This window comes from Microvirga alba (assembly GCF_015694465.1).
Classification (GTDB): Bacteria; Pseudomonadota; Alphaproteobacteria; order Rhizobiales; family Beijerinckiaceae; genus Microvirga; species Microvirga alba.
Genome location: NZ_JADQDO010000002.1, coordinates 506,410 through 530,187 on the forward strand (window position 1 = coordinate 506,410; position 23,778 = coordinate 530,187).

The following is a 23,778-nucleotide window of genomic DNA, read 5'->3' on the forward strand; positions in this document are numbered from 1 at the left end:
GGTCTTTTCTCTCCCGCCGCGGAACCCGCCATCCGATCCATGACCCCGATGGACAAGATTACATCCCCCGGCCGGAAGGTCTACTTCGCCTAAAGCAGGGTCTGCGGGGAACCCTGTTTCATGGGGGCCTACAGCGCCTCGCCCTTCAGCAACCGCGGCGCGTCCCGCTCCGTCAGCCCGGCCGCCTCGCGGATGAAGAAGCGCTTCAGGCCCGGCATCCGGTCGACGAGGCCCAAGCCCAGATCGCGGATCAGGCGCACGGGCAGGAGATCGTTGGAAAACAGCCGGTTCAGCCCATCGGTCATGACGCCCATGGCGGTGATGTCGGCGCGCCGCGCGCGCTCATAACCCTCCAGCACATCCGCCCCGCCGGGATCCATGCCGAGGCGCAGCGCATCGGCGATGGTCTCGGCCAGAGCCGCCGCGTCGTGCAGGCCGAGATTAAGGCCCTGCCCGGCAATCGGGTGGATGACATGCGCCGCGTCACCCAGGAGCGCGATGCGCTCAGCCACGAAGGAGCGCGCCACGCCGAAGGAAAGCGGAAAGGCCTGCGGCCTGGTCTCGAAGGAAATCCGCCCGAGCTGCAGCCCGAAGCGGCGCTCCAGCTCGACGAGCCGATCCTCCGGATCGGATTCGAGCAGCGCCGGGACATTGGCGGTCTTTTCGCTCCAGACGATGGAGGAACGATGCTTGACCGTGCCGTCGGGCAGGGTTTCGGATTTCAGGGGCAGGATGGCGAAGGGGCCGGAAGGCAAGAAGTGCTCGACCGCCCTGCCCTCGTGATCGCGCTCATGGGCGATGGTCGCAACGATGCCGGACTGGTGATACGGCCAGGAGATCCAGCCGATGCCCGCCTGTTCGCGCAGGCGCGAGCGCGCGCCGTCGGCGGCGACCAGAAGGGCCGCGGGAACGCTCTCGCCGTTGCTGAACGTCACGTCGATGCGCGCGCTTTGCGCCGCAAATCCTGTCACGCCTTCCGCTCTGAGGATGACGCCCGAGTCTTTGCAGGCCTCGATCAGGGCGGCGGTGAGATCGCCCGCCGTGACCATGTGGGCGAAGGCCTCGCCCTCGGCCACCTCGCCCTCGAAGGTCAGGAAGGTCGGCCGGACCGGATCGTTCAGGCGGCTGTCGGTGATGACCATGTCGAGGATCGGCTGCGCCTTGTCGGCGACCTGATCCCAGACCTTCAACGTTTCGAGCATCCGGCGCGCGGCGGCGGCGATGGCATAGGCGCGCAGGTCGCCGTGCGGGTCGCGCTTGAGGGCCGGATCGGCCATGATGACGTCGAGGCCGTCGGTCAGGGCGCGCTTGAGGGCCAGGGCCAGCGACAGGCCGGCGAGGCCACCTCCTGCGATGACGATGCGGGGGCGTTCTACGCTCATGGCTTTCTCTCCTCGACATCCACCGCCTGAGGGGAATCTAGGGTACAAGATGGGTGTCAGCGATCGACCGGCCAGCGTCAAGCTTGACCTCGCGGCCCAGCTCTTCGATGGATGACGTTTCTTGGGAGGATCTGAAACCCATGTCCAGCGCCGTCGCGAACCTTCTGTCGATTCTCGATCTCGAACAGCTCGAGGTGAACCTGTTTCGCGGGCAAAGTCCGAAGAGTGGCTGGCAGCGGGTGTTCGGCGGACAGGTGATCGGGCAGGCGCTGGTCGCCGCGAGCCGCACCGTCGAGGGACGGCATCCCCATTCGCTGCACGGCTATTTCATGCTGCCGGGCGACCCCAAGGTGCCGATCATCTACGAGGTCGACCGCATCCGCGACGGGCGCAGCTTCACCACGCGGCGGGTGGTGGCGATCCAGCACGGGCAGGCGATCTTCTCCATGTCGGCCTCCTATCAGATCGACGAGCCCGGTTTCGACCATCAGGCCCCGATGCCGAAGGTCCCCGGCCCGGACGAGTTGCCGACGGAAGAAGAGGTGAAGGCCGATCTTCTACCGAAGATGCCGGAGCCGATGCGCACCTATTACCAGCGCGAGCGCCCCATCGAGCTGCGCCCTGTCGAGATCAACCGCTATATGTCGCGTGATCCGATGGCCCCGAATTTCCATGTCTGGATCCGCACCACGGGTCGGCTGCCCGACATTCCGGCCATCCACCAATGCGTGCTCGCCTACGCCACGGACATGACCCTGCTCGACACCTCGCTCATGCCCCATGGCCGAACCGTGTTCGAGCCGGTGATTCAGGCGGCGAGCCTCGACCATGCCTTGTGGTTCCACCGCCCCTTCCGGGCGGATGAATGGCTGCTCTACGCTCAGGACACGCCGAACGCCTCGGGCGCGCGCGGCTTCTCGCGCGGGCTGATCTTCAAGCAGGACGGCACCCTCGTCGCCTCGGTGGCGCAGGAAGGTTTGATCCGCGACCGTTCTGCCTGATTCCAGACGAGAGCATGGTCATGTCTCTTTGAAACATGATCAAGCTCTCGATCCCTTATTGCCGCATGATCCAGGCGAACAACCGGTTTCCGCTTGTTCTGATCATGCTCTAGAACTTCCAGGTGAGGTTCCCCTTCACGGCGTGATCCTGCGCCTGCGATCCGATCTGGCCCGTATAGGCGACGCCGAGGCTGAGGTTGGAGGTCGCCTGCCAATCGAGGCCCGCTTCCGCGACCAGCGCATTGCGGTCCACCGGCACGCCCGACACGGCGAAGGCCGAGGTTCCGCCCGCGAAGGCCTGAAGGGCGCTGGGCGCCACATCGCCATAAGCGGCGCGCCAGCCCAGCATGCCGCGAAGGGTCAGCGGGATGTCGTCGCTCAGGCGCGCCTCTGCCCGGACGCCCAGGGTTGTCGTCGCCAGATCATAAGTCCGGCCGTATCCGGTCAGCGCGGCCGCGCCGCCATTCTCCTGGAAGCGGTCAGTGTGCAGGCGCAGGATGGAGGCTCCGGCGAAGGGCTCAACCTGGAACCCGCCCCAGGCGAAACGATACCCGACCTCTCCGAAGGCCTGCATCGTCGATCCACCGTACGAGGTCGACACAGCATCTCGGAAGCCGGGGAAGACGACGGTTCGGTTCAGGTCGATGTCATGCGAGGCGTAAGCTGCGCCGAGCCTGACCCGGATCGCATCCCATTGGGCGGAACCGTAGGCCGCGCCGAACACGCTCTCGTTCGCGCCCGATGACGCGCGACCGGTGATGTCGAAGGTCGTGCGGGTGAAGCCGCCGGCGATGCCGACCCGGTAGGCGGAATTGATCGACGCGTCGGCGCCAATGATGAATCCGCCCGTGGACGTGTCGAGACCGGCTGCGTTCCCATTCGAACCGAGCTTGCCCCAGGAGCCGAAGCCGTCACCCCACAGGGCAATCCCGCCCGGCTGAGAATCCGAGGCATTGCGCAGCCGGCTCAGGAGCGCGTTGCGCACCAGCGCCGCATCGCCATAGGCCGTCGTGGCCGCGCTGGCGTGTGCCTCGCCCGAGAGCGCGTCGAAGGCCTGGCGGGCACCGGAGGCATTGGTCCCCAGAACCGCACCGAAGAGAGGGTTGCCACCGCCCAACGCTTCGAGCCCATTCGCCGTATTCCATTGGTTGGCTGTCACGGCCACCGAATTGAACGCGACGGGCGTAGGCGTAGGTGTAGGCGTAGGATCAGGCTTGGGAGGAACTGTTGGATCCGTCTTGCGCACCAGCGTCAGAATCACCGCATTGGCCTGGTAGCCGAGCGAGGGGGTCAGAAACGCCAGGTCCGTATTGACGTCGGCGAAAGTCCCGTTGACCCCGCCCGTCGCGCTCAGGATCTGGTAGGTGGTCGAGGGGCTATAGTTTCCGCTCTCTGCCAGCACCTGCACGGTGCCGCCCGAGAGGGTTGCCGTACCGGTCGCCTCGATACGGTCGGATTGGCCGGCGGCGTTCACCTCAACCTGATAAACCGAACCGGCTGCGAAGCCGATATTGCCCGCGACGTGGAGCGTCCCGATGGAATTGCCCGGCGCAACCGTCGCGCCGCCCTGGGCGAACAGGCCGCCGATGGTACCCGAACCCGAGAGCGTGGCCCCGCTTTGCGTCGTCACCACGGAACTCGCCAGCGACCCGTTCACGGCCAGCCGGCCAGCCTCGACAGTGGTCTGGCCGGAGAGCGTGCTTGTGCCAGTGAGGTTGAGCAGGCCGGATCCCGTCTTGGTAAACGTGCCGCCGCCGCTGAGCGGGGCCTGCATCGTCTGATTGTTGCCGTTGGTATCGGCGGTGAAACCGCTCCCACCGACGTCAATGGGCCGGTCGAGCGCGCCGGTATAAGAGAAGCGCAGGACGCCACCGTTGAATGTCACGGGGCCGCTGGCCAGCGCACCGGGGCCGGCGATCACGAGCGTGCCGCGATTCACGTTGGTTCCGCCCGTATAGGTATTGATGCCGGTGAGCGTGAGGGTCCCGGTGCCGGCCTTGGTCAGAGATCCGCTACCGCTGATGTTGTCCGCGAATGTTCCGTCGATGGATTGCTTGAAGACGAGGGCCCCATTGTTGACGATGGGTCCCTTCAGACTGGTCGAATCCCCGACGAGGGTGCCGGCCGAAATGGTCGTGCCGCCGGAATAGTTGTTCGCACCCGACAGCGCCAACGTGCCGAGGCCTGTCTTCGTCAGTCTACCGCTGCCGGAGATGCCTTGACTGACGGTGAGGGTGTGATTGGCATCGACGATCTCGAAGCTGCCGCCGTTCGCGCCCAAATTGATGGCGCGCGCGGTCGAGGAGAAGCCGGTACCCGTCACTTGAAGCGTGCCGCCGTTGAAGGTCAGCGCGCCCGTGCCGAGATTGTTGTCGGCCGAAACCGACAGCGTTCCCTCGCTGAGGGTCCAAGGGGTTGCCTTGGTCGTCGCGCCCGTCAGCGTCCAGGTGCTCGTGCCCGCCTTCTCGAGCGACGTGAAGCCTTGGTATTGCGAGCCCGGTTGAAGGGCCGAGACGTTGAACGAGCTGTTGGCCGCTCCGCCGAGCGCCAAAACGCCCGTGCCGCTTTGCACCACGGCATTGCCGGTGATGCTGGAGCCAGCCTGAAGCTCGAGACGGTTCGCGCCTCCGGTGAAAACGATGGCATTGGCCGTCCCGCCGCCGTTGATCGTCCCGCTGTTGATGATGGTGAGGTCTCGGCCCTTGATGCCGACACCACCTTGCCCTCGCACCGAAGTCGCGTTGCCGCCGTTGCCGCCTTCGATCGTGCCGCTGTTCTCGATGCGCGCGGCCGGGCCGCCTGTCTGAACCAGGATGCCGCTGCCGCCGGCTCCTCCTGCTCCGTCATCTATTGTCGGGCTATAATTGCCGCCCGTTCCGACGCCGCCGCTGCCGCCGTTGCCACCCCTGATCGTGCCGGAGTTGATCAGCACGGGAGCGACCAGAACGACGCCATTGCCGCCGCCGCCGCCGCCGCCACCGCCGGCCCAGCTACCAGAACTGGAGCCGTTGCCACCGTTGCCGCCATTGCCGCCGACAATGGTGGACGTATTGTTGAAATCCGTTGTGATGGCCGCGCCCCGGCCTCCGCCGCCGCCGCCACCGCCGCCATACGCACCACTATCGCTCGATGTCGTCGCTCCAGCTCCGCCGCTGTCGGGGCCTCCGCCCGCACCGCGTCCCGAACCGGAGGTCCCTGACGGTCCACCCTCCGGACCCGATCCGGCTGAGCCGATACCGTTATGGGCACCGACGCCGCCCACGCCGTCGCTGAGGCTCCCATCCCCTGAGGCTCCGCTGGCCCCACCGGCCCCGGCGACACCGGGGGTTGCGCTCGCACCGTTCGACCCATTGGTACCGGCGAACTGCGCAGCCGCAGGCGTTGCGGAGATCGCGAGCAATGCGGCCACGGTTGTGGCGAGCGTGGTGCGGGCAGCAGTCGTCGATAGCAGGGCAAAACGCCAGGTCGGCATTGGGAGGGTCTCCAACGAATCACAGCGCTGCGGATCTCGCCGCAGCGGGAGACGCGGATACGTGGCGAAGCTGTTGTGACGCTAGGACACCTGTCATTACGGAATGCAAATAATTCGCTCTGTTGCCAAGCCACAACGAACGTTATTGCAAAAAATGGACTGCGCCGCCGGAGATCGGTCGATCGCGCCGTAAGGCGGGTGTGGATGCTGCAACCCGCTAACCAGTGCGCTTTGAGGCGACGTACGCCGCCTGACGGGAAGGCGCGATGAGCCGCGAGATTAACCTGCCCTATTTTTAGGCATTTGCGCCTTTTCTGGCTGAATCCCGGCTGCCCATTCAAGAGGCAGCGAATGTTGAATCGCGTCCAGACAAGTCTTGGCACATCTTTTGCTTACCCTTCCCGACACTCGCACCAGCCGGGCGGGTTCATGTGGAACTCGTTGCTCCGGGCCGGATTACGTTCCTGTCCAGGCAACGTCTCAAAGGGGGCTCAACCCATGAAAATCGTGATGGCGGTCATCAAGCCGTTCAAGCTCGAGGAGGTCCGCGATGCGCTGACCGCGCTCGGCGTGCACGGCCTCACCGTGACCGAGGTGAAGGGGTACGGACGGCAGAAGGGTCATACCGAGATCTATCGCGGCGCCGAATATGCCGTGAGCTTCCTGCCGAAACTGAAAATCGAAGTAGCGGTCGCGTCCGATCTGGTTCCGCAGGTGATCGATGCAATCACGGCGGCGGCCCGCACCGGCCAGATCGGCGACGGCAAGATCTTCGTCCTGTCGCTGGAAAAGGCGGTTCGCATCCGCACGGGCGAGACCGATGTCGACGCCCTCTGATCAACCCCTTCCCTCGTCTTTCCGGAGTTTTAGTCCGATGAATCTTCGTACCCGTGTCACGACCGCCTTGGGGGGATTGGGTTTGAGCCTGATCGCCCTCACCCCCGCTTTGGCGCAAGGCGCCGCCGCTGCGACCGTCAACAAGGGCGACACCACCTGGATGCTGACCTCCACCATCCTCGTGATCCTCATGACCATCCCGGGCCTCGCCCTGTTCTATGGCGGCCTCGTCCGCACCAAGAACATGCTCTCCCTGCTGACCCAGGTTCTCGCCATCTTCTGTCTGGTGGCGATCATCTGGGTCTTTTACGGCTATTCACTCGCCTTCACCGCCGGTCCGGGCAGCGTCGGCGCATTCATCGGCGGCTTCTCCAAGGCCTTCCTCGCCGGCGTGACGACGGAGACGACCGCCGACACCTTCACCAAGGGCGTGGCGATTCCCGAACTCGCCTTCCTGGCGTTCCAGCTCACCTTCGCGGCCATCACGCCCGCCCTGATCGTCGGCGCCTTCGCCGAACGCATCAAGTTCGGCGCGGTGCTTCTGTTCACGGCGTTGTGGGTCACCTTCGTCTACTTCCCCGTCGCCCACATGGTGTGGTTCTCGGAAGGCTATCTCTTCGGCCTCGGCGCGCTTGATTTTGCCGGCGGCACGGTGGTCCACATCAATTCCGGCGTCGCCGGCCTTGTGGGCGCACTCCTGATCGGCAAGCGCATCGGCTACGGCCGGGACCTTTTGGCTCCGCACTCGCTGACACTGACCTTCGTCGGCGCGTGCCTGCTCTGGGTCGGCTGGTTCGGCTTCAACGCGGGCTCGAACCTGGAGGCCACCGGCACGGCGGCGCTCGCCGTGATCAACACCATCCTTGCGCCTGCCGCCGCCGGTCTCGCCTGGATGGCCGTCGAAGCACTCGGCAAGGGGAAGGGTTCGCTTCTCGGTCTCGCCTCCGGCGCGGTGGCGGGCCTCGTCGCGATCACCCCCGCCGCCGGTCTTTCCGGCCCGATGGGCTCCATCGTGCTCGGCCTCGTGGCGGGCGTCGTCTGCTACTTCGCGGTGACGGCCGTGAAGAACGCGCTCGGCTATGACGACGCCCTCGATGTGTTCGGCATCCACGGCGTCGGCGGCATCGTCGGCGCCATCGGCACCGGCATCGTCGCTGCCCCCTCCCTCGGCGGCCTCGGCGCGGGCGAATACTCGATCGGCGGCCAGGTCTGGACGCAATTCATCGCGGTGGTGATCACCATTGCCTGGACCGGCATCGGCTCGGCCATCCTGTTCAAGATCGTCGATGTGATCGTGGGCTTGCGCGTGACGCAGGAAGCCGAGCGCGAAGGCCTCGACCTCGCCAGCCATGGTGAGCGGGCCTATAATTACTGACATAACGAAGCCTTCCAGAGGCTCGAAAAAGGAAAAGCCCCGGTCGCAAAGGCCGGGGCTTTTTCATGTCGGTGTTCTCCGTCATTCCGGGGCGAGCATGCGAGAGCCCGGAACCCATAAACGCCAACGGAGCCGGATAAGAGGCGGCGGCCTCCGTGGTCCTCTATCCGCCCACCTCAGCGGCTCTGGGTTCCGGGCTCCGCTGCGCGGCCCCGGAATGACGCTGGGTTGGGACTCACCCGTTCTTGATGAGCTGCTTCAGCTTTCCGCGCCGGACATCCTCCGATTCCTGAAAGTTCGACGCGCCGTAGAAGTCGCCCTTACTGTCCATCAGGAAGATCGTCGCCGTGTGGTCCATGGTGTAACCGGAATCGGTCGGGACCTTGCGGTAATAGACCTTGTAGGCCTTCGCCACCGCCGCGATCTCCTCATCCGAGCCGGTCAGCCCGACGATGCGCGGATCGAAGGAGGAGAGATAGGTCTTCATCAGCTCCGGCGTGTCTTGCGCCGGATCGACGGTGACGAAGACCACCCTCATCTTGTCCGCATCCTTGCCCAGGGATTCGAGATCCTGGGTCAGGTCGTAGAGCGTGGTCGGGCAGACCTCCGGGCAATGGGTGAACCCGAAGAAGATCGCGAAGGGCTTGCCCTTCAAATCCTCGTCCGAGAACGGCTTGCCCTCTTGCGAGGTCAACTGGAACGGCCCGCCGATCGGCACCCGCGCCGCGTTCTGTTTCGGCTCGGGCACCAGCAACAGCACCGTGATGAGAAGCGCCAGCGCGGCGGTGAGAAAGAGGCCTAACGGCAACAACAGAGATCGTTTGAGAACCATCATCGTCTCCAGATCGGATGCCCCGCCGAAACGAGGCATCCCGTGACGGAAAACCGCTAGTGCTTATGCTCGGTCGCCGCGCCCTGACCGGCCATGGAGCGGATCGTGTAATCCACATTCACTGTCCCGGCCTTCTCGAAGACCAGCGTGCCCTTGAAGGTCTGGCCCTCCTTCAGCGGCTCCTTCAGGTCCATCAACATGAGATGGTAGCCACCGGGCTTCAATTCGACGCTCTCGCCCGGCTTGATTTCAAGGCCGCCCTCGACCGGCTTCATGCGCATGACATTGTCCTGCACGGACATTTCATGCACCTCGACTTTTGAAGCCAATGGGAACGAGCCGCCGATCAGCCGGTCTGATTCCTTGCCCGTGTTGGTGATGCGCAGGTAGCCGCCGCCAACCTTCGCGCCCACCGGCGTCGCGCGCGACCAGGGTTGCTCGATCGTGAGCGCCCCCGCCTTGATCGCAGCGGGCGCGCCGGAGGCCGCAGCGACGATCTTCACGCCGGGAGCGGGCGACTTGAGGCTGTGCGCATCCTGTCCGGCGGCCGGGATTTGCGTCCATTCCTCCTTGGCGGTGGCGCATTCCTGCACGACCGGGAAATAGACCGTCTCGCCCGGCTGGAAGGCATCGGTCACCCGCGCCTGGAACACGAACTCGTCGTAATAGCCATCGTCGAGCGAACCCGACCAGACGATTCCGGTGACGCCCTCCGCGACCTGATCGCCATAGAGCTGATAGGTCTTGGCGTAGGCGCCTTTGGTGGTTTCCAGCGCCCAGCCCGCCTTGGGCATCGGCTTGACCGCGATCACGCCCTCGGGGATGCGCACGCGGACCTTCAAGGTCGGCTGGCCTGCGCAGCCATGGCCGATGCGCACCACCGCCTTGTAGGTGGAATTAGGCGCGGCCTGCGCGGTCTCCAGCGTGGCGTGAGCGAAAACGGGCGAAGCAATGGCAATCGAGGCGGCCGCGACAAGCGCGCCACTGGTAAGCGACAGTTTCATGGGATTTGTCCTGAGTTTCGGTTGATAGGGTCGACGAAAGATCAACCGAGGCGCGGCGGCGCGCGCGACCCCACCGGCAGGACTTTGGAGGCGACGCGAAGAAACGGCGTTTCCAGGGAAAAGCCGACGAGGATCGCGACGGGCAGAACCTGTTCAAGGACTGCGAAGGCTGGAACCGGTCCGGCAGCGGAAACCGAACCGTTGCAGCCCAATATGCAGCACACGCCGTCATGGGCCTTGGCCGGGGACTGATCCGGGCTCGGTGTCGCGTCCCACGCGCAGAGAATCCCCTGCGGCAGATTGACCGACCCCGCATGGAGCGCGCCGCTGAACGACAGAAGCAGGGCCTGCACAGCCAAGGCATAAGCGATCGTGGCCGTGATCGCGGCCCGCTTCCACCCGGTCATGAATGCCCTGTTCGCCATGGCTGGGACATGACTCCTTCCCCATTCCTCGTCAACAACGGAAAAAGGGTGGCCGTAGGGTTAAAGGACCCTTAACCCGCCTGTTCTAGAGTGACGGCGAGTCATTTTTAGATCCTGGTCGAGTCAATCGATGCGCACGGTCCGCCGTTCCTCCAATTCCGCCTATGACGGGCTTTCCAGCGCCTTGCGGGCCTTTTTCGCCCGTCGGGCGCAGGAATTGATCGGCCTGTTCCTCATCGCGCTCTCCGGAGCCGTGGCGGTGGCGCTCGCGACCTGGTCCGTCGACGATCCGAGCCTGAACAATGCCACCGATCTGCCCGTGCGCAACATGCTCGGCTGGCCGGGTGCCATCGTCGCCGATCTGTTCATGCAACTCTTGGGGTTGGGCGCCATCGGGGCCCTGCTGCCGCTGGCGCTCTGGGGTTGGCGGCTGATGAAGTCGGGCGAACTCGGCCGCACGCAACTGCGCCTGGTGCTCTGGGTTCTCGGCGCGGGTTCTGCGACCGCACTCGCCGGCACACTTCCCGCCACCGACCGCTGGCCCTTGCCGACGGGCCTCGGCGGCGTGGTGGGCGATGCGATTCTGGCCGGCGCGAAGGCCGTGACCGGCCTGTCGAGCGGCTCGTCGGTCGGCATTCTCGGCTTCGTCTTCGCGGGCATCGCGATTTTGAGCCTGACCGCCGCCTGCGGCCTCGGCCTCGCAGAGGAGCGGCATCGTCCGGAGCCGGAGGAATTCGAAGAGCCTCGCCCCGCCAAGCGGAAGCCCAAGACCTCCGATTGGGAGGATTCCGAAGATGTGGGGCATGACGAGCCCGGCTGGGGCATCGTGTCCCTCGGCGCGCTCGCCCATGGCCTGATGAGCGTGCGCGGAGCCGCGCGTCGCTGGAGCGAACGCCGCAACCACGACGAAGACGACTATATTCCCGCGCCCGGCGGCTCGAAACGCGGAGCGGCCGAGGCGGGCTTCACCCGCCGTGAACCGACCCTTGACGGCGCTCCGCCCCGCGCACGACCGGCGCCGGCCGCCACTCCGATGCATGACGAGGACGAGGAGCCTTGGGGCCCAGAGGACGATTACGCCCCCGCGCCACCGAGCGCCTCCAGGGTGTCACACCCCGAACCGACCCCGAACCGCGTGGCGCCAGCGCCGGCCGCGCCAAAGCCCGGCCGCCGCATGGCTCGCGAGGCGCAGCCTTCGCTGCTCGACAACGGCGATTACGCCCTGCCCGCGTTGAACCTCCTGGCCGAGCCGAAGAAGCCTGCGGGTCCCCTCGTCTCCGCCGACGCGCTGGAGCAGAACGCAACGCTTCTCGAAGGCACGCTCGAGGATTTCGGCGTCAAGGGCGAGATCATCAACGTGCGTCCCGGCCCCGTGGTCACGCTCTATGAGCTCGAACCCGCGCCGGGCACCAAATCCTCGCGCGTGATTTCGCTCGCCGACGACATCGCCCGCTCCATGAGCGCGATTTCGGCCCGCGTCGCGGTGGTGCAAGGCCGCAACGCCATCGGCATCGAATTGCCGAACCACAAGCGCGAAACGGTTTTCCTGCGCGAACTCCTGGCGAGCCAGGATTTCGAATCGACCAAGCAGAAGCTCGCGCTCTGCCTCGGCAAGACCATCGGCGGCGAACCGGTGATCGCGGATCTTGCCCGCATGCCGCACCTGCTCGTCGCGGGCACCACCGGCTCCGGTAAATCGGTCGCCATCAACACCATGATTCTGTCGCTGGTCTATCGCCTCAAGCCTGAGGAATGCCGCCTGATCATGGTCGATCCCAAGATGCTGGAATTGTCGGTCTATGACGGCATTCCGCATCTGCTCACGCCCGTCGTGACCGACCCCAAGAAGGCGGTGGTCGCGCTCAAATGGGCGGTACGCGAGATGGAGGATCGCTACAAGAAGATGTCGAAGCTCGGCGTGCGCAACATCGACGGCTTCAACGCGCGCGTCTCGGAAGCCAAAGCCCGTGGCGAGGTCATTACCCGCACGGTTCAGACCGGCTTCGAGAAGGAAACCGGGCAGGCGATCTATGAGGACGAGATCATGGATCTCGAGCCCCTGCCCTACATCGTCGTCATCGTCGACGAGATGGCCGACCTGATGATGGTGGCCGGAAAAGACATCGAAGGCGCGATCCAGCGTCTCGCCCAGATGGCACGCGCGGCGGGCATCCATGTGATCCTGGCGACGCAGCGCCCGTCGGTGGACGTCATCACCGGCACGATCAAGGCGAACTTCCCGACCCGCATCTCCTTCCAGGTCACGTCGAAGATCGACTCACGCACCATTCTCGGCGAGATGGGCGCAGAGCAGCTGCTCGGCCAGGGCGATATGCTCTACATGGCGGGCGGCGGACGCATCACCCGCGTCCACGGCCCCTTCTGCTCCGACGAGGAAGTAGAGAAGGTGGTGGCCCATCTCAAGCGCCAGGCCCGTCCGCAATATCTCGAAGCCGTCACGGCGGACGAGGACGAGGGCGGCGGCGGCGGCGACACGCCGGTCTTCGACCAGGGCGAGTTCGGCTCCGGCTCGGGCGATCTCTACGATCAGGCCATCGCCGTGGTCCTGCGCGACAAGAAGGCTTCGACCTCTTACATCCAGCGCCGGTTGCAGATCGGCTATAACCGCGCCGCCTCGCTCATGGAGCGCATGGAGAAAGAGGGCATCGTGGGACCCGCGAACCACGCGGGTAAGCGCGACATCCTGCTCGAGTCCGCCGGGGTGGACGAGGATTAAGCGCGCGGTTTGGGAACCGAATCCCGCGCGGCGCGTCATCGAATGGCTAAGCCATTGAATAGCCATACCGAACCGTTAGCGCACCGCCCTGTGTACAGAGTCGAGGAGTTTCTTCGGATGCGGTTTTCGAGCCTTGCAGGCCTTGCGACGATCCTTGCCGCCACGGCGGGCGCGGGAGCGTTTCCGGCTGCGGCTCAGGTCCTTCCGATGGAGATGATCCTCCCGCCGCAGCGGCCCTCCGCCGCGCCCGCGACAATTGCCTCAGCGGCCGAGGGATTCAACCTCTCCGCCGCTCCCCTGCCGACCGCGACATTCCGACCGCACGCAGCGCAGCCGGCCGCCAAAGGGGAGGCCGACGCTCCCGCCAAGCCTGAACCCAAGGCGGAGCCGGCCATGGCTGCGCGAGCCCCGCTGCCTCCGGTCCGGCCGATGCCCCCCGTCGCGCAAGCGGAATTCCGCGCGGACGAGCCCATCGTCATCACACCGAAGCCCGTCGTGGCCGCCGCGGCTGGCGCTGCCGCGACCGCCAAGGTCGAGCACCTCTCGAACCAGGAGATCGTCGACCGGGCGAACGCCTATTTCACCGGCCTCGGCACGCTTGTGGCGGATTTCACGCAAATTGGCGGCGATGGCCGCAGGCTCGGCGGCACCCTCTATCTCCAGCGCCCCGGCAAGCTTAGGTTCGACTACGATCCGCCCGCGACCCTGGAAGTCATCGCAGACGGCACCTCGGTCGCGGTGCGGGACAAAAAGCTCCTGACGCAGGATCTCTATTTCATCCAGCAGACGCCGCTGAAATTCCTGCTGCGCGAGCAGGTCAATCTCGGCCGCGACATCGCCGTCACCGGCGTCACCAGCGAGCCGAACTCCGTCCGCGTCAATCTGGAGGACAGCTCGACCCTCGGGGGCACCTCCCGCATTACGCTCTATTTCGATCCCGCGGTGCAAACCCTGACGCAATGGCGGATCGTCGATCCGCAAGGGTTCCAGACCGTGGTGATGCTCAATAAGACGGATCGCAGCAGGCGCATCGACCAGAGCCTCTTCCGCATTCCGAACGCGCCGACGATCGGCAGCAGCCGGTAGAATAAGGACCGCCCGTATCGCTACCTTCCACCGGTGTCCTTCCGGGCTCCGCTTTCGCGGCCCCAGAATGACACCCCGGAATGACAGTGGGACCTCCGGCGCGCTTCCCTCGCGAGAGAATCTGTCGTAGCCCGGAGAGGTCCGTCCGAAACGAGGCCTTGCCGTGAAACTGTCCGTCTCCACCTGGAACATCAATTCCGTCCGCCTGCGCATCGATCAGGTGCGCCGGTTCCTGCAAGAGCAGCGGCCCGACATCCTGTGCTTGCAGGAGACGAAATGCCCGGACGACAAGTTTCCGCTGAAAGAACTCCAGGCCTGCGGCTATCCCTTCGTCGTCCACATGGGCCAGAAGGGCTATAACGGCGTCGCGATCCTCTCCCGCTATCCATTTTCGCAGACCAGCATCATGGAAATGTGCGGCAGGGCCGATGCGCGCCACATCACCGTGACCCTAACCCAGGCCAAGGCAGCCTCGGGCCTCGTGATCCACAACTTTTACGTGCCTGCCGGCGGCGATATTCCGGACCCGGAACTGAACGAGAAGTTCCGCCACAAGCTGCAATTCATGGAAGAGTTGCGTGGCTGGGGCGGCCGGGCAAAGCCCACCGCCACGCCCGCGATTCTCGTGGGCGATCTCAATGTCGCGCCACTGGAACACGACGTCTGGAGCCACAAGCAGCTTTTGGACGTGGTCAGCCACACCCCCATCGAAACCGCCGCCCTGGAGGAATTGCGCCAGGAAGGCGGCTGGGCCGACGCCATGCGGCATATCAGGCCTGAACCGGAAAAGATCTATTCCTGGTGGAGCTACCGCTCGCCCGATTGGGCCGCCGCCAACAAGGGCCGCCGCCTCGACCATATCTGGCTGTCGCAGAACCTCGCCGGCACGATCCGCTCCGTCGAGGTCACCCGCGAAACCCGCGGCTGGGAGCGTCCCTCGGACCACGCGCCGGTGACGGCGGTGCTGGAGCTTTGATTTTTCTTTCATGAGTCTTTCTCGAATGACCGAAAAATCTCCCTTTCTCGTTTCGGCGAAATGGTTGGCCGACCATTTGAACCATGCGGATGTGGTCGTCGTCGACGCGCGCCTTCCGCCCGTTGGGATGACACCGAAGCCCGATCCCAAGGCCCTCTATCTGGCCGGTCATACGCAGGAGCGCCTTAACTTTTAAGATTCGTCCGGCGCGACCGCCGGTATCTCCTCGCCATCGATCGCGATCAGTTTCTGGCGCACCTGCTCCAGCCCGCGCGACAGGCGGGTCAACTCCTCGGCCATCGCCTGTTCCATGGCGGCGGCGGCGGCGGGGAATTCTTCGAGCACGCGGCGCATCAGGCTGGGGGAGACCCGAATGACCGTCGAGGGCTCGCGGGCGGTGGCGGTCGCCGGGCGCTCGATGCGGGCGAACAAGGCCGCCTTGCCGATGACAGCCCCCGGCCCGGCGATGAAGGCCGCCGGCGATCCGTCGTCATTGGCGTCGAGCGCAATGGCGCCCTTCACAACCACAAAGCCGCCATCCGAGCGATCGCCCTTGCGAAACAGCGTGTCGCCCGCGCGTAGGACGCGGCTCTCGGCGGCAAAAGCCACGAGGCGAAGGGCGTCCCGGTCGAGCAGGTTGAACAGGGGCGCGCCGGACAGGATCGTGATGTCGTCTTCGAGCGCCATTTTTACGGGATCAGCTTGTAGCCGCCGGGCTCGGTGACGAGGATGCGGGCATTGGAGGGATCGGTTTCGATCTTCTGGCGCAGACGGTAGATATGCGTCTCGAGGGTGTGGGTCGTGACGTTGGAATTGTAGCCCCAGACCTCGGTCAGCAGGGTGTCGCGCCCGACCACGGCCTGACCGGCGCGGTAAAGATAGCGCAGGATCGCCGTTTCCTTTTCCGTCAGCTTGAGCTTCGAGCCCTTTTCCGTGGTGAGGAGCTTTGAGCCCGGACGGAACGTATAATGGCCGATCTGGAACACCGCATCCTCGCTCGCCTCGTATTGGCGCAGCTGCGCCCGGATACGGGCGAGAAGCACGGCGAATTTGAACGGCTTCACCACATAGTCGTTGGCACCGGCCTCGAGGCCCATCACCGTGTCGGTATCCGATCCTTGCGCGGTGAGCATGATGATCGGGCTGCGAAAGCCCTCGCGGCGCATGACCTTGACCGCGTCGCGGCCGTCCATGTCGGGCAGGCCCACATCCATGATGGCGAGATCGATCCGGTCGACCTTCACCGCCTCGATGGCCTCGGCCGCCGATTCGGCGGTGACGACCTGAAACTCTTCGTAGAAGCCCAGCTGCTCGGCGAGGGTGTCGCGCAGGTCCCGATCGTCATCCACGACGAGGAGTCGGCTGGCATTCGACATCTCAAACCCTTCAACACGATGGAACTCAACGAGCGGTCAAAAGAAACGCGCCGACTTGCTGCAAGTCATCGCGCCCGCTCATGTCCTTTTATTCACGCATGATCGTTTCGGAAAAGACTTAACCCACTTTTCTTGATCATGCTCTAGCCGTTAGAGTAGTCACTCCCAGCTTGACAACAAGGGCCTTGACCAGCCCTTCCACTGCCGATGAAGCGCACCCACGTCAACCTCATCCGCGTTTATCGATCTCCGCTCGACCATCGCCAGGGGCGACTGGAGGCCGGAAATCTCGTGATGCCTTGCGCGCTCGGGCGTTCCGGCACGAGGCACGCCAAGCGTGAGGGCGACGGCGCATCGCCGGTGGGGCGGTTTGCCCTGCTCCAGGCCTTCTACCGGGCTGATCATGGTCCACGCCCCCGTTCGGGCCTGCGCCTGCGACCGATTCGCCGCGGCGACGGCTGGTCGGACGATCCGAAGGACCGGCGCTATAACCGCCTCGTCCCGCTCCCCTGCGCCACGAGCCACGAGACCATGTGGCGGGACGACCATCTCTATGACATCGTGGTCGATATCGGCTGGAATCGTGGCCCCATCACGCGCGGAAAGGGCAGCGCGATCTTCCTCCACCTCGCCCGCCCCGGCTTCCAACCGACGGAGGGCTGCGTCGCCGTCGAGCAACGCATGATCCGCCGGCTGCTGGAGCGCGTCGGACCAAAAACCAAGATCGAAATCGTGGGATAGGAAGCCACGCGGCTGCTGCGCTACGCGTCCGGTATCCTCTCATAGACCATGTTCAGCCGCGTGGTCAGCATCAGATTGTATCCGACCCGCTCGAGCGCCTGGGCGGCATTATTCGTCGCTGTGTAATGGGTCCGTTCGATCATGAACATGAGGGGCCAAAGGTGCTCGGGAGCCTCTCGGAAAAACGGCTCGAGAATGAGACCCTCCGCGCCTTCCACATCCAGCTTGACGAGATCGGGCCGCTCGAAGGCCTCCTCCTGCAGCGCTCGAAGGAGCGTGATCGCGTTCACCTTCAGGCTGCTCAGCGTTTCGCCCGCCGGCATGATCTGGATGCTCGACTGCCCCTTGTTCCGGGTGTCGATGAACATCACCACGTCGCCGTCGCGATCCGCGAGAGCGCAATTGACCGCCTTCACGTTCGGCAGATCGTTCTGGCGCAGATTATACGCCAAGCGGTCGAAAAGATCGGGCTGCGGCTCGAAAGCGAGCACGCGCGCGCCCAGCGACGCCGCGAAAAACGTGTAGGGACCGACATTCGCCCCCACATCCACGAACTTGAAGCCTTCACGGACCCGCGCGTCGAGAAACGAAAGCTCGTCCGGGTCGAAATGGTGTGGCGTAAAGAGGATCCGCCCTTCGCAGGTATTGCCGGAGGCAAAGAGGCGCATTCGCGCCCCGAAGACGACCGTATCGACGGGCCGCCCTTGCAGGAGCCAGCGGACCGCGCGACGGACAATGAGAGCCGCGCGGCGGCCGAACCACCCGCGCGGCAGACGGCGGGTCAACGCGATGCCGAAGCCGGTCACGGTCGATGGAGAAAACGCCCCGAAAGGCGCCTCGCCGAACGACCCAAAGCTTTCGTGCTTCGTTTCGGAAACCAGCGCGCTCAACGGCCGAATACACCCTTGAGGACCTGGGCAAAGCTGTTGCGACGGCGCTTCCGGTCGAGTTCCTTTTGATCCTTGATCCAGGCGATCTGGACGACGCCGCGCTCGCCGGCAAACGGCCTGTGTCCATGCCAGGAATTGTCGGTTCGCAGGAAGCCGAACACGGAGCCCATGATCGGCGGCACCTCGCAGGCGTAAGGCTCGAAATCGGTCCCGTTATAGAGCGCGCGCAGGCGGCCACCCTCTCCCTGCTGCCATTCGTCATTCATGTAGACGAGCATCGTCATGACCTTCGACGGGCCATCCGTATGAATCGCACCGTATTTCGGTTGCGAGCGTTTCATGATCGTGGTCAGGCGCGGATAGGGGTGAAGGTCGATCCCGAACCGGGCGGAGAGAACCTCGGTGAGTTCGGGACTTTCCAACTCCCGGATGAGATCCCGGAAGGCTCCTTTGAGTTCAACGTCGTCGACCGTCAGGTAGCCCGGTTTCGTGATTTCGGGGAAATCGCGGCGCAAGGCAGGGATCGCTTCCGCCCGCAAAAAATTGGCTCCGAGAAAGTGCGGATAGGGATCGGCTGCGTATTGGCTTTGGCGGATGGATTCGGCGTTCAGGAGAGACGTCATCGGGGGGTGCACCAGAAGAATTGATCGGACCGCGAAGAGCAGACCTCACGCTGCAGGAGAGAAGAAGCTCTTGATTTTCTTGATCCGGGTCGACAGGCGATGACGCGATTGTTCCTTCGTCACCACCCTCTGCTCCGTCACCCAGTTGAACTGGATCGCGCGGCGGCGGCCCTCATGGGGCTTATGCCCGTGCCAGGAATTGTTGGAGCGGCGGAACACGAGAAGCGTTCCGTTCACCGGCGGGATCTCGGCGACGTAGTCTTCGAGATCGGTTCCATTCTTCAACAGACGAAGACGGCCGCCATCATGGTCCCAATCCTCGTTGAGATAGAGAAGCACAGTGATGATCTTCGTCGTGCTGTCGGTGTGAATCGCCCCGTCCTTCATCCGTAAGAAACCGCGGACCGTGTACATGGTCGGCCGTCCCGCGAGGTCCACATCGAACTTCTCCTCGACCGCCTCGCGGAAGGCGTCTGCGTGAAGTTCGCGGATCAACTCGGCGAAATGTCCCTTGATCTTGAGTTCGGCTGGAGGATGCGAACCCGCGCCCGGTACAGTCGGAAAATCATTGACGACTTTCCGGAAAGCATCGCGCGGTACGAAATTGGGGACGATCACGTGTTCGAAAGGCTGACTCGTCAGCGGTGTTTCCGCGAGCGCGTCGAGATCCAGATAATTCATGGCCCGATCCCATCATCCGATGTGACACGACCCGACGACATGCCCCTACGGAAATCACCGCAAAAGCCAGCGACCGCCGTTCAGCCCCCCGGGTCGCCTGGGAAGAGCATTCCCAGGCTATGGACCCATCTAGGGTTTTAGAGACCCGGCGACAGAGAAGGCCCTTTTATACTTTAGCTGGATCGTAAAGCGGGTGCCGTTCGCGCTCTCAGATGGGCGCTCCCGATAAGGTTTGCCGAACAAGGAAGGCTCCGCCGATCCCCTTTGTTCGAGCTTTTTGGCCTGCCGCGCCTATCGCGGCGGGGCATCGGCCCCCATCGCCTTGTAGAACACCTCCGGCGAGTCGACTTCCTTCAGCTTCGTGCCCTCGATCACGAGGAAACGCGTGCCGATCGTTTTCACGAAACTTCGGTCGTGAGAGACCACGATGCTGGTGGCGTCCGACGACAGAATCTCGGCCTCCAGCTGCTCCCGGCCCGGAATGTCCACGTGGTTGGTGGGTTCGTCCATCAGGTAGAAGTTGGGCTCGGAAAGGCGCAACGCCAGGAGCCCGAGCCGCGCCTTCTGGCCGGCTGAAAGTTTCGCGATCGGCTGCTGCTGTTTCTCGATGGAGAAGCCCGCGCCCGCAAGCAGGCTGAGGCTTTTCTGGTCGCCGAGGCGGAACGTGGAAAGGATGAAGTCGAGCGGCGTCGCCTTGTTCGGCAATTGCGACATGTCCTGATCCGTATAGCCGAGCACCACGGACGGGCTGACCTTGATGCCGGTCTGCCCATCGGCGGCGCTCATGGCCTTGTGAAGCAGCCGGATGAGCTGCGACTTGCCCGCTCCGTTGCGTCCCAACAGCACGATACGGTCGCGCTGAGCGACCTCGAGCTTCGGAATTTCGAACAGACGCCCGCCATCGGGCTTGCGCACGGCGACGTTTTCCAGCGCGGCGAGAACCTTGGCATGCGTGCCGCGATTGGCGAGGCGGATCTCGCCCGAGCGCTCCTTGTGCACCGCCTGCAACCCCTCCTCCAGCGCCTGCGCGCGGTTCTTAAGCTGCTTGGCCTTGGTCAGGAGAAGATCGCTGCCGCTGTTGATGCCGACATTGCGGAGTTCGCCCGCATTCTGCCGCAGCCGTTTGATTTCCCGCCGGTCCTTCTCGTTCCTGTCGGCAAGCGCCGCATCATGCGCATCGAGCAGATCGCGAGCCCGGCGATAGGGATGCGCGAAGCTCACCGAATTTTCGGGCCGCAAGAAGAGCGTCTTCGTCGTGCAGGCTTGAAGAAAATCGCGGTCGTGGCTGGCGATCACCATGGGAATCGACCCGGCCGCGCTGGCGATCCAGCGCTCCAGGAGCAGAAGCTTTTCGAGATCGAGGTGATTGGTCGGCTCATCGAGTAGAAGCGCGTCCGGCTCCGTGACCCAGGCGCGGGCGATCAACGCCAGACGCTGCCAGCCGCCGCTGAGCGCCCGCACCGGCCGCTCGCGCAGATCGAGCGGCGTCTCGAATTCGTCGAGGACCACATCGACCCGCCATTCCTGGCCGTCCCGCTCAAACGGCGGAAGGGCACGCGAGACGGCCTCGTGAAGGGGCAAGTCGAACAGGGCCTCCGGGACGTCCTGCTCGACGAGCGCAATGCGCATGCCCCGCGAACGGAGGATCTCGCCGTGGGTCGGCTCGGACAGGCCCGCGAGACATTTGAGGAGCGTTGATTTTCCCGCGCCATTGCCGGCCACGAGACCGAGGCGATCCCGCTCGCCGATGACGAGGTTCAGATCCTGAAACAGCGGGGTTTGTGCAAGAACGGTGACATTGCGAAGGCTGATCGAGCCCATTTTTCATCTCTTGAGGTGCAGCGCGCCCGCATCATGGCGGCGGCGCGCGAAATATCTTGAACGTTCGTCAGACGCGCGAAGCCTGCGAGGCCTCGGCGGATAAGCCGTTCAGAGCTGACCTGAGATGAGATAAGGACGGGAAAACCCGTCAGATCCGTTTCATGGCCGGCCCTGCAACAAGCTGCTGCAGGGCGTTCCAGGGGCCGAACATGCGAAGATGGTGTTGCTCACACATGCAGCCCTCCCTTGGTTGGCATCGTGGATCTGATCAAGAATTTAACGGTGGCCGTCGCGAAAGACAACTCCCCTGTCAGGCACTAGCGGTTGCCTTGAAGGCCGCAGCAAGGCTTCGAAGGGCCGCACGGCCCTGAGGCGTCGAGACTTTGGAGTGCAGCATCACATCGCGCGCGGGCAATGGCGGAAGACCAAGCCGGTCACCGACATCGATGGTTCCGCCGGGAGCGACACGCCTGGCGAGCGCCGCGACCGCGATCCCGGCAGCGGCCGCCGAACCGATGGTCGCCACGCCACCTCCGATGAACGCCTCCCGCCATGGCAAGCCCGCTCGGTCGAGGCAATCAACCGCCATCTTTCGCAGGCGGCAGGGGTCGGCCTGCATGGCCAGCGGAATCGGTTCTCCCGCGAAATGCGCGAAGGACGGGCTTGAGAACCAGCCGAAGGACTCGGCGACGAGTTTCTCTCCGTCGCGTCGGCTCTCGTCGTAGCGGACGACGATGGCGGCATCGAGAGCACCGGCATCATAGCTCTCGAGGATCGCCCGCGTCGTTCCGATGCGAAGTTCGAGCACGGTCGCGCGATCCGCCTCGTTGAGGCGCTTGAGCATCATCGGCAGATCGGCACCGACAATGTGATGGGTGACGCCCACGACGAGGCGGCTTTGCACCGTGGTGAAAGCCTCTGCGGCTCGCCGATGCGCCGCGACGACCTCGCGGGCCGGTTCCAGGAACGCGACCCCGTCCGAGGTGAGCCTGACGGATCGCGGGGTGCGTTCGACGAGGACCCGCCCGAGGCGCGCCTCCAGACGCTTCAACTTGAGGCTGACAGCCGCCTGGGTGGTGTTCAGAACCTCGGCGGCCCGCGTGAAGTTCTTCAGGTCGGCGATGAGCACGAAAGCATGGAGGGAGGCCGGATCGAGGTTTTGCATGGTGCGTGATATATTTTTGTTATCATTGAAATCTGCAATAACGCAGTTCAGATATGATCATTCCGCATCTAGCTTGCCGGGACAAGAGGCAGGTGATGATGCAAACCGCAACAACGACAGCAAATCAGGTTCGAGACGAAGCACCGGGTGGTGCTGCGCTTTCCACGGTGCTCGCGGTGGCGGTCACGGTCCAGACCGCCGGATCCTTCGTATCCCAGGGCGTCTACACGCTCGTCCCTTTCTGGCGTGACACGTTCGATCTGTCGCAAAGCTCGGCAGCCCTTGCCGTGACCGCCATGAACGGCGGCCAGATCCTGTCGATGATGGCTCTTGGCCGCGCGATCGATCGTTATGGCGAGCGCAGCGTGGTTTCCCTCACGCTGCTCGCCATCGGAATCAGCCTGATCACCGGCGCGCTGGTCGCATCGAGCTATGTCGCGGTCCTCGCCCTCGTCACCCTGCTCGGCGCGCTTTATGCATCCGTCCAACCGGGTGGTGCGCGCGCGATCCTGCGCTGGTTTCCGCCCGGCAAGCGCGGGCTTCCCACCGGTCTTCGGCAGGCGGCCGTGCCGCTCGGCACCGCGATCGCTGCCTTTTGCCTTCCCCTCCTCGCGACGCTTTATGGCTGGCCGGTCGCGGTCATGGCACAAGGCGGAATTGCCGCTGCTGGCGGCGTTCTCTTCTGGGCGCTCTATCGGGAGCGCGAGGGCGATGGGCTCACGAGCGCCGCCCGCCCCATTCCGCTTGCTGCGCTGATCCGTCAGTTGCTGCGGGAGAAAAGCTTTTGCCGCGTGCTGGCGGCAGGCATCGCGATGTCGGCGTTCCAGTTCACCTTTACCGCGCACGCAATCTCTTTCATGGCGGATGGGTTGGGGCTGGGGCTTGTCTCCGCCGCGTCGTTCTTCGCGGCGACCCAGATCATCGGCATCCTCGGCCGTGTCCTCGCGCCCTGGCTCAGCGACAGGTTCTGGCCCGGACAGCGCGCCCGCTCGCTCGGCGTTCTGATGATCGCGGCCGCGGCGGCAGCCGTCTTCTTCCTGGCGTTGCCCACCGCCCCATCGGCGTGGACGCTCGTGCCGGTTCTCGCGGCAATCGGCTTCTTCGGCATCGGCTGGTACCCGCTTTTTCTCCTGGAGATCGCCGAACGGGCACCGAGGACGGCGATCGCGGCGACGATCGGGTTTGCCTCCACCATCGGCTTGCTGGCGATGTCGTTGGGCCCCTATTTCTTCGGGCTCGTGGTGGATTTCAGCGGATATGTCCCCGCCTGGATCGCCCTGATCGTTCCGGTCGTGCTGACCGCGCTCCCGCTCTGCACCTCGAACCTGCGACCGGCATGCGCTCCCTCATGAAG

General features: G+C 64.5%; 21 protein-coding genes. 9 read left to right on the forward strand and 12 right to left on the reverse strand.

The genetic code is table 11. The annotated features are described in order from the left end of the window. Positions 1–128: 128 nt before the first annotated feature. A complete protein-coding gene (locus I2H38_RS06680; RefSeq protein ID WP_196271039.1) occupies positions 129–1,382 on the reverse strand; it encodes a ubiquinone biosynthesis hydroxylase in 1,254 nt (417 codons plus the stop codon). 140 nt (positions 1,383–1,522) lie between these two features. On the opposite strand from I2H38_RS06680, the gene tesB reads away from it, so the two are divergent. Further along, positions 1,523–2,383 (forward strand): acyl-CoA thioesterase II, encoded by an 861-nt coding sequence (gene tesB, locus I2H38_RS06685; RefSeq protein ID WP_196271040.1) that lies wholly within the window; start codon positions 1,523–1,525, stop codon positions 2,381–2,383. Between the two features lie 109 nt (positions 2,384–2,492). Here the strand turns inward: tesB and I2H38_RS06690 are convergent, their stop codons facing one another. Further along, a complete protein-coding gene (locus I2H38_RS06690; protein WP_196271041.1) occupies positions 2,493–5,855 on the reverse strand; it encodes an autotransporter outer membrane beta-barrel domain-containing protein in 3,363 nt (1,120 codons plus the stop codon). A 498-nt stretch (positions 5,856–6,353) separates the two neighbouring features. Between I2H38_RS06690 and I2H38_RS06695 the strand changes: the two genes are divergently transcribed. Both I2H38_RS06695 and I2H38_RS06700 read left to right on the forward strand, forming a co-directional pair. Continuing rightward, the gene (locus I2H38_RS06695) at positions 6,354–6,692 is read left to right on the forward strand and encodes a P-II family nitrogen regulator (RefSeq protein WP_196271042.1); all 339 of its coding nucleotides are present in this window, start codon (positions 6,354–6,356) and stop codon (positions 6,690–6,692) included. Positions 6,693–6,729: 37 nt separating this feature from the next. After that, complete coding sequence (locus tag I2H38_RS06700; RefSeq protein WP_196271043.1) at positions 6,730–8,067, forward strand: ammonium transporter; 1,338 nt, start codon at positions 6,730–6,732, stop codon at positions 8,065–8,067. Between the two features lie 235 nt (positions 8,068–8,302). Here I2H38_RS06700 and I2H38_RS06705 read toward each other — a convergent pair whose 3' ends face one another. Genes I2H38_RS06705 through I2H38_RS06715 form a run of 3 tightly spaced genes read right to left on the reverse strand, consistent with a single transcriptional unit; the run spans position 8,303 to position 10,328 of the window. Beyond that, positions 8,303–8,902: an SCO family protein gene (locus I2H38_RS06705; protein WP_324617356.1), complete on the reverse strand. Its 600-nt coding sequence runs from the start codon at positions 8,900–8,902 to the stop codon at positions 8,303–8,305. Between the two features lie 53 nt (positions 8,903–8,955). Then, entirely contained in the window at positions 8,956–9,903 is a 948-nt protein-coding gene (locus tag I2H38_RS06710) for a DUF1775 domain-containing protein (protein ID WP_196271044.1), read from the reverse strand. Between the two features lie 41 nt (positions 9,904–9,944). Further along, positions 9,945–10,328, reverse strand: coding sequence for a hypothetical protein (locus I2H38_RS06715; protein WP_196271045.1), 384 nt, complete (start codon positions 10,326–10,328; stop codon positions 9,945–9,947). Between the two features lie 130 nt (positions 10,329–10,458). Here I2H38_RS06715 and I2H38_RS06720 point away from each other — a divergent pair, with 130 nt between their 5' ends. From I2H38_RS06720 to I2H38_RS06735, 4 genes are all read left to right on the forward strand, one after another. Next, positions 10,459–13,065, forward strand: coding sequence for a DNA translocase FtsK (locus I2H38_RS06720; protein WP_196271046.1), 2,607 nt, complete (start codon positions 10,459–10,461; stop codon positions 13,063–13,065). A gap of 117 nt (positions 13,066–13,182) precedes the next feature. Then, positions 13,183–14,151 (forward strand): outer-membrane lipoprotein carrier protein LolA, encoded by a 969-nt coding sequence (locus I2H38_RS06725; protein ID WP_229426572.1) that lies wholly within the window; start codon positions 13,183–13,185, stop codon positions 14,149–14,151. Between the two features lie 163 nt (positions 14,152–14,314). Next, the gene (xth, locus tag I2H38_RS06730) at positions 14,315–15,127 is read left to right on the forward strand and encodes an exodeoxyribonuclease III (RefSeq protein ID WP_196271047.1); all 813 of its coding nucleotides are present in this window, start codon (positions 14,315–14,317) and stop codon (positions 15,125–15,127) included. A 25-nt stretch (positions 15,128–15,152) separates the two neighbouring features. Beyond that, positions 15,153–15,323, forward strand: a complete 171-nt coding sequence (locus tag I2H38_RS06735) for a hypothetical protein (protein ID WP_196271048.1) — start codon at positions 15,153–15,155, stop codon at positions 15,321–15,323. On the opposite strand, the gene I2H38_RS06740 is transcribed toward I2H38_RS06735, so the two are convergent. Next, positions 15,320–15,814 (reverse strand): cyclic nucleotide-binding domain-containing protein, encoded by a 495-nt coding sequence (locus tag I2H38_RS06740; RefSeq protein WP_196271049.1) that lies wholly within the window; start codon positions 15,812–15,814, stop codon positions 15,320–15,322. The genes I2H38_RS06735 and I2H38_RS06740 overlap by 4 nt on opposite strands. A gap of 2 nt (positions 15,815–15,816) precedes the next feature. After that, positions 15,817–16,503, reverse strand: coding sequence for a response regulator transcription factor (locus I2H38_RS06745; RefSeq protein WP_196271050.1), 687 nt, complete (start codon positions 16,501–16,503; stop codon positions 15,817–15,819). Positions 16,504–16,710: 207 nt separating this feature from the next. On the opposite strand from I2H38_RS06745, the gene I2H38_RS06750 reads away from it, so the two are divergent. After that, positions 16,711–17,244, forward strand: a complete 534-nt coding sequence (locus tag I2H38_RS06750; RefSeq protein ID WP_196271051.1) for a L,D-transpeptidase family protein — start codon at positions 16,711–16,713, stop codon at positions 17,242–17,244. A 20-nt stretch (positions 17,245–17,264) separates the two neighbouring features. On the opposite strand, the gene I2H38_RS06755 is transcribed toward I2H38_RS06750, so the two are convergent. The 5 genes from I2H38_RS06755 to I2H38_RS06775 form a co-directional block, all read right to left on the reverse strand. Then, positions 17,265–18,134, reverse strand: coding sequence for an FkbM family methyltransferase (locus tag I2H38_RS06755; protein WP_196271052.1), 870 nt, complete (start codon positions 18,132–18,134; stop codon positions 17,265–17,267). After that, entirely contained in the window at positions 18,131–18,757 is a 627-nt protein-coding gene (locus I2H38_RS06760) for a 2OG-Fe(II) oxygenase (RefSeq protein ID WP_196271053.1), read from the reverse strand. Before I2H38_RS06760 ends, I2H38_RS06755 begins: the two co-directional genes overlap by 4 nt. A 45-nt stretch (positions 18,758–18,802) precedes the next feature. Continuing rightward, the gene (locus I2H38_RS06765; protein WP_196271054.1) at positions 18,803–19,438 is read right to left on the reverse strand and encodes a 2OG-Fe(II) oxygenase family protein; all 636 of its coding nucleotides are present in this window, start codon (positions 19,436–19,438) and stop codon (positions 18,803–18,805) included. Positions 19,439–19,729: 291 nt separating this feature from the next. Continuing rightward, entirely contained in the window at positions 19,730–21,259 is a 1,530-nt protein-coding gene (locus I2H38_RS06770) for an ATP-binding cassette domain-containing protein (protein WP_196271055.1), read from the reverse strand. A 310-nt stretch (positions 21,260–21,569) separates the two neighbouring features. Further along, a complete protein-coding gene (locus I2H38_RS06775) occupies positions 21,570–22,424 on the reverse strand; it encodes a LysR family transcriptional regulator (protein WP_196271056.1) in 855 nt (284 codons plus the stop codon). Between the two features lie 95 nt (positions 22,425–22,519). Between I2H38_RS06775 and I2H38_RS06780 the strand changes: the two genes are divergently transcribed. Further along, the gene (locus tag I2H38_RS06780) at positions 22,520–23,776 is read left to right on the forward strand and encodes an MFS transporter (RefSeq protein WP_229426573.1); all 1,257 of its coding nucleotides are present in this window, start codon (positions 22,520–22,522) and stop codon (positions 23,774–23,776) included. Positions 23,777–23,778: the final 2 nt, after the last annotated feature.

Excerpts from the sequence above, each read along its gene's own strand:
- I2H38_RS06710 (WP_196271044.1), bottom strand. The coding sequence starts at position 9,903 with ATGAAACTGTCGCTTACCAGTGGCGCGCTTGTCGCGGCCGCCTCGATT.
- I2H38_RS06775 (WP_196271056.1), bottom strand. The coding sequence starts at position 22,424 with ATGCAAAACCTCGATCCGGCCTCCCTCCATGCTTTCGTGCTCATCGCC.
- I2H38_RS06720 (WP_196271046.1), top strand. The coding sequence starts at position 10,459 with ATGCGCACGGTCCGCCGTTCCTCCAATTCCGCCTATGACGGGCTTTCC.
- I2H38_RS06700 (WP_196271043.1), top strand. The coding sequence starts at position 6,730 with ATGAATCTTCGTACCCGTGTCACGACCGCCTTGGGGGGATTGGGTTTG.
- I2H38_RS06715 (WP_196271045.1), bottom strand. The coding sequence starts at position 10,328 with ATGGCGAACAGGGCATTCATGACCGGGTGGAAGCGGGCCGCGATCACG.
- I2H38_RS06680 (WP_196271039.1), bottom strand. The coding sequence starts at position 1,382 with ATGAGCGTAGAACGCCCCCGCATCGTCATCGCAGGAGGTGGCCTCGCC.
- I2H38_RS06750 (WP_196271051.1), top strand. The coding sequence starts at position 16,711 with ATGAAGCGCACCCACGTCAACCTCATCCGCGTTTATCGATCTCCGCTC.
- I2H38_RS06745 (WP_196271050.1), bottom strand. The coding sequence starts at position 16,503 with ATGTCGAATGCCAGCCGACTCCTCGTCGTGGATGACGATCGGGACCTG.
- tesB (WP_196271040.1), top strand. The coding sequence starts at position 1,523 with ATGTCCAGCGCCGTCGCGAACCTTCTGTCGATTCTCGATCTCGAACAG.
- I2H38_RS06705 (WP_324617356.1), bottom strand. The coding sequence starts at position 8,902 with ATGATGGTTCTCAAACGATCTCTGTTGTTGCCGTTAGGCCTCTTTCTC.
- I2H38_RS06740 (WP_196271049.1), bottom strand. The coding sequence starts at position 15,814 with ATGGCGCTCGAAGACGACATCACGATCCTGTCCGGCGCGCCCCTGTTC.
- I2H38_RS06760 (WP_196271053.1), bottom strand. The coding sequence starts at position 18,757 with ATGACGTCTCTCCTGAACGCCGAATCCATCCGCCAAAGCCAATACGCA.
- I2H38_RS06765 (WP_196271054.1), bottom strand. The coding sequence starts at position 19,438 with ATGAATTATCTGGATCTCGACGCGCTCGCGGAAACACCGCTGACGAGT.
- I2H38_RS06695 (WP_196271042.1), top strand. The coding sequence starts at position 6,354 with ATGAAAATCGTGATGGCGGTCATCAAGCCGTTCAAGCTCGAGGAGGTC.
- I2H38_RS06770 (WP_196271055.1), bottom strand. The coding sequence starts at position 21,259 with ATGGGCTCGATCAGCCTTCGCAATGTCACCGTTCTTGCACAAACCCCG.
- I2H38_RS06780 (WP_229426573.1), top strand. The coding sequence starts at position 22,520 with ATGATGCAAACCGCAACAACGACAGCAAATCAGGTTCGAGACGAAGCA.
- I2H38_RS06735 (WP_196271048.1), top strand. The coding sequence starts at position 15,153 with ATGACCGAAAAATCTCCCTTTCTCGTTTCGGCGAAATGGTTGGCCGAC.
- I2H38_RS06725 (WP_229426572.1), top strand. The coding sequence starts at position 13,183 with ATGCGGTTTTCGAGCCTTGCAGGCCTTGCGACGATCCTTGCCGCCACG.
- I2H38_RS06690 (WP_196271041.1), bottom strand. The coding sequence starts at position 5,855 with ATGCCGACCTGGCGTTTTGCCCTGCTATCGACGACTGCTGCCCGCACC.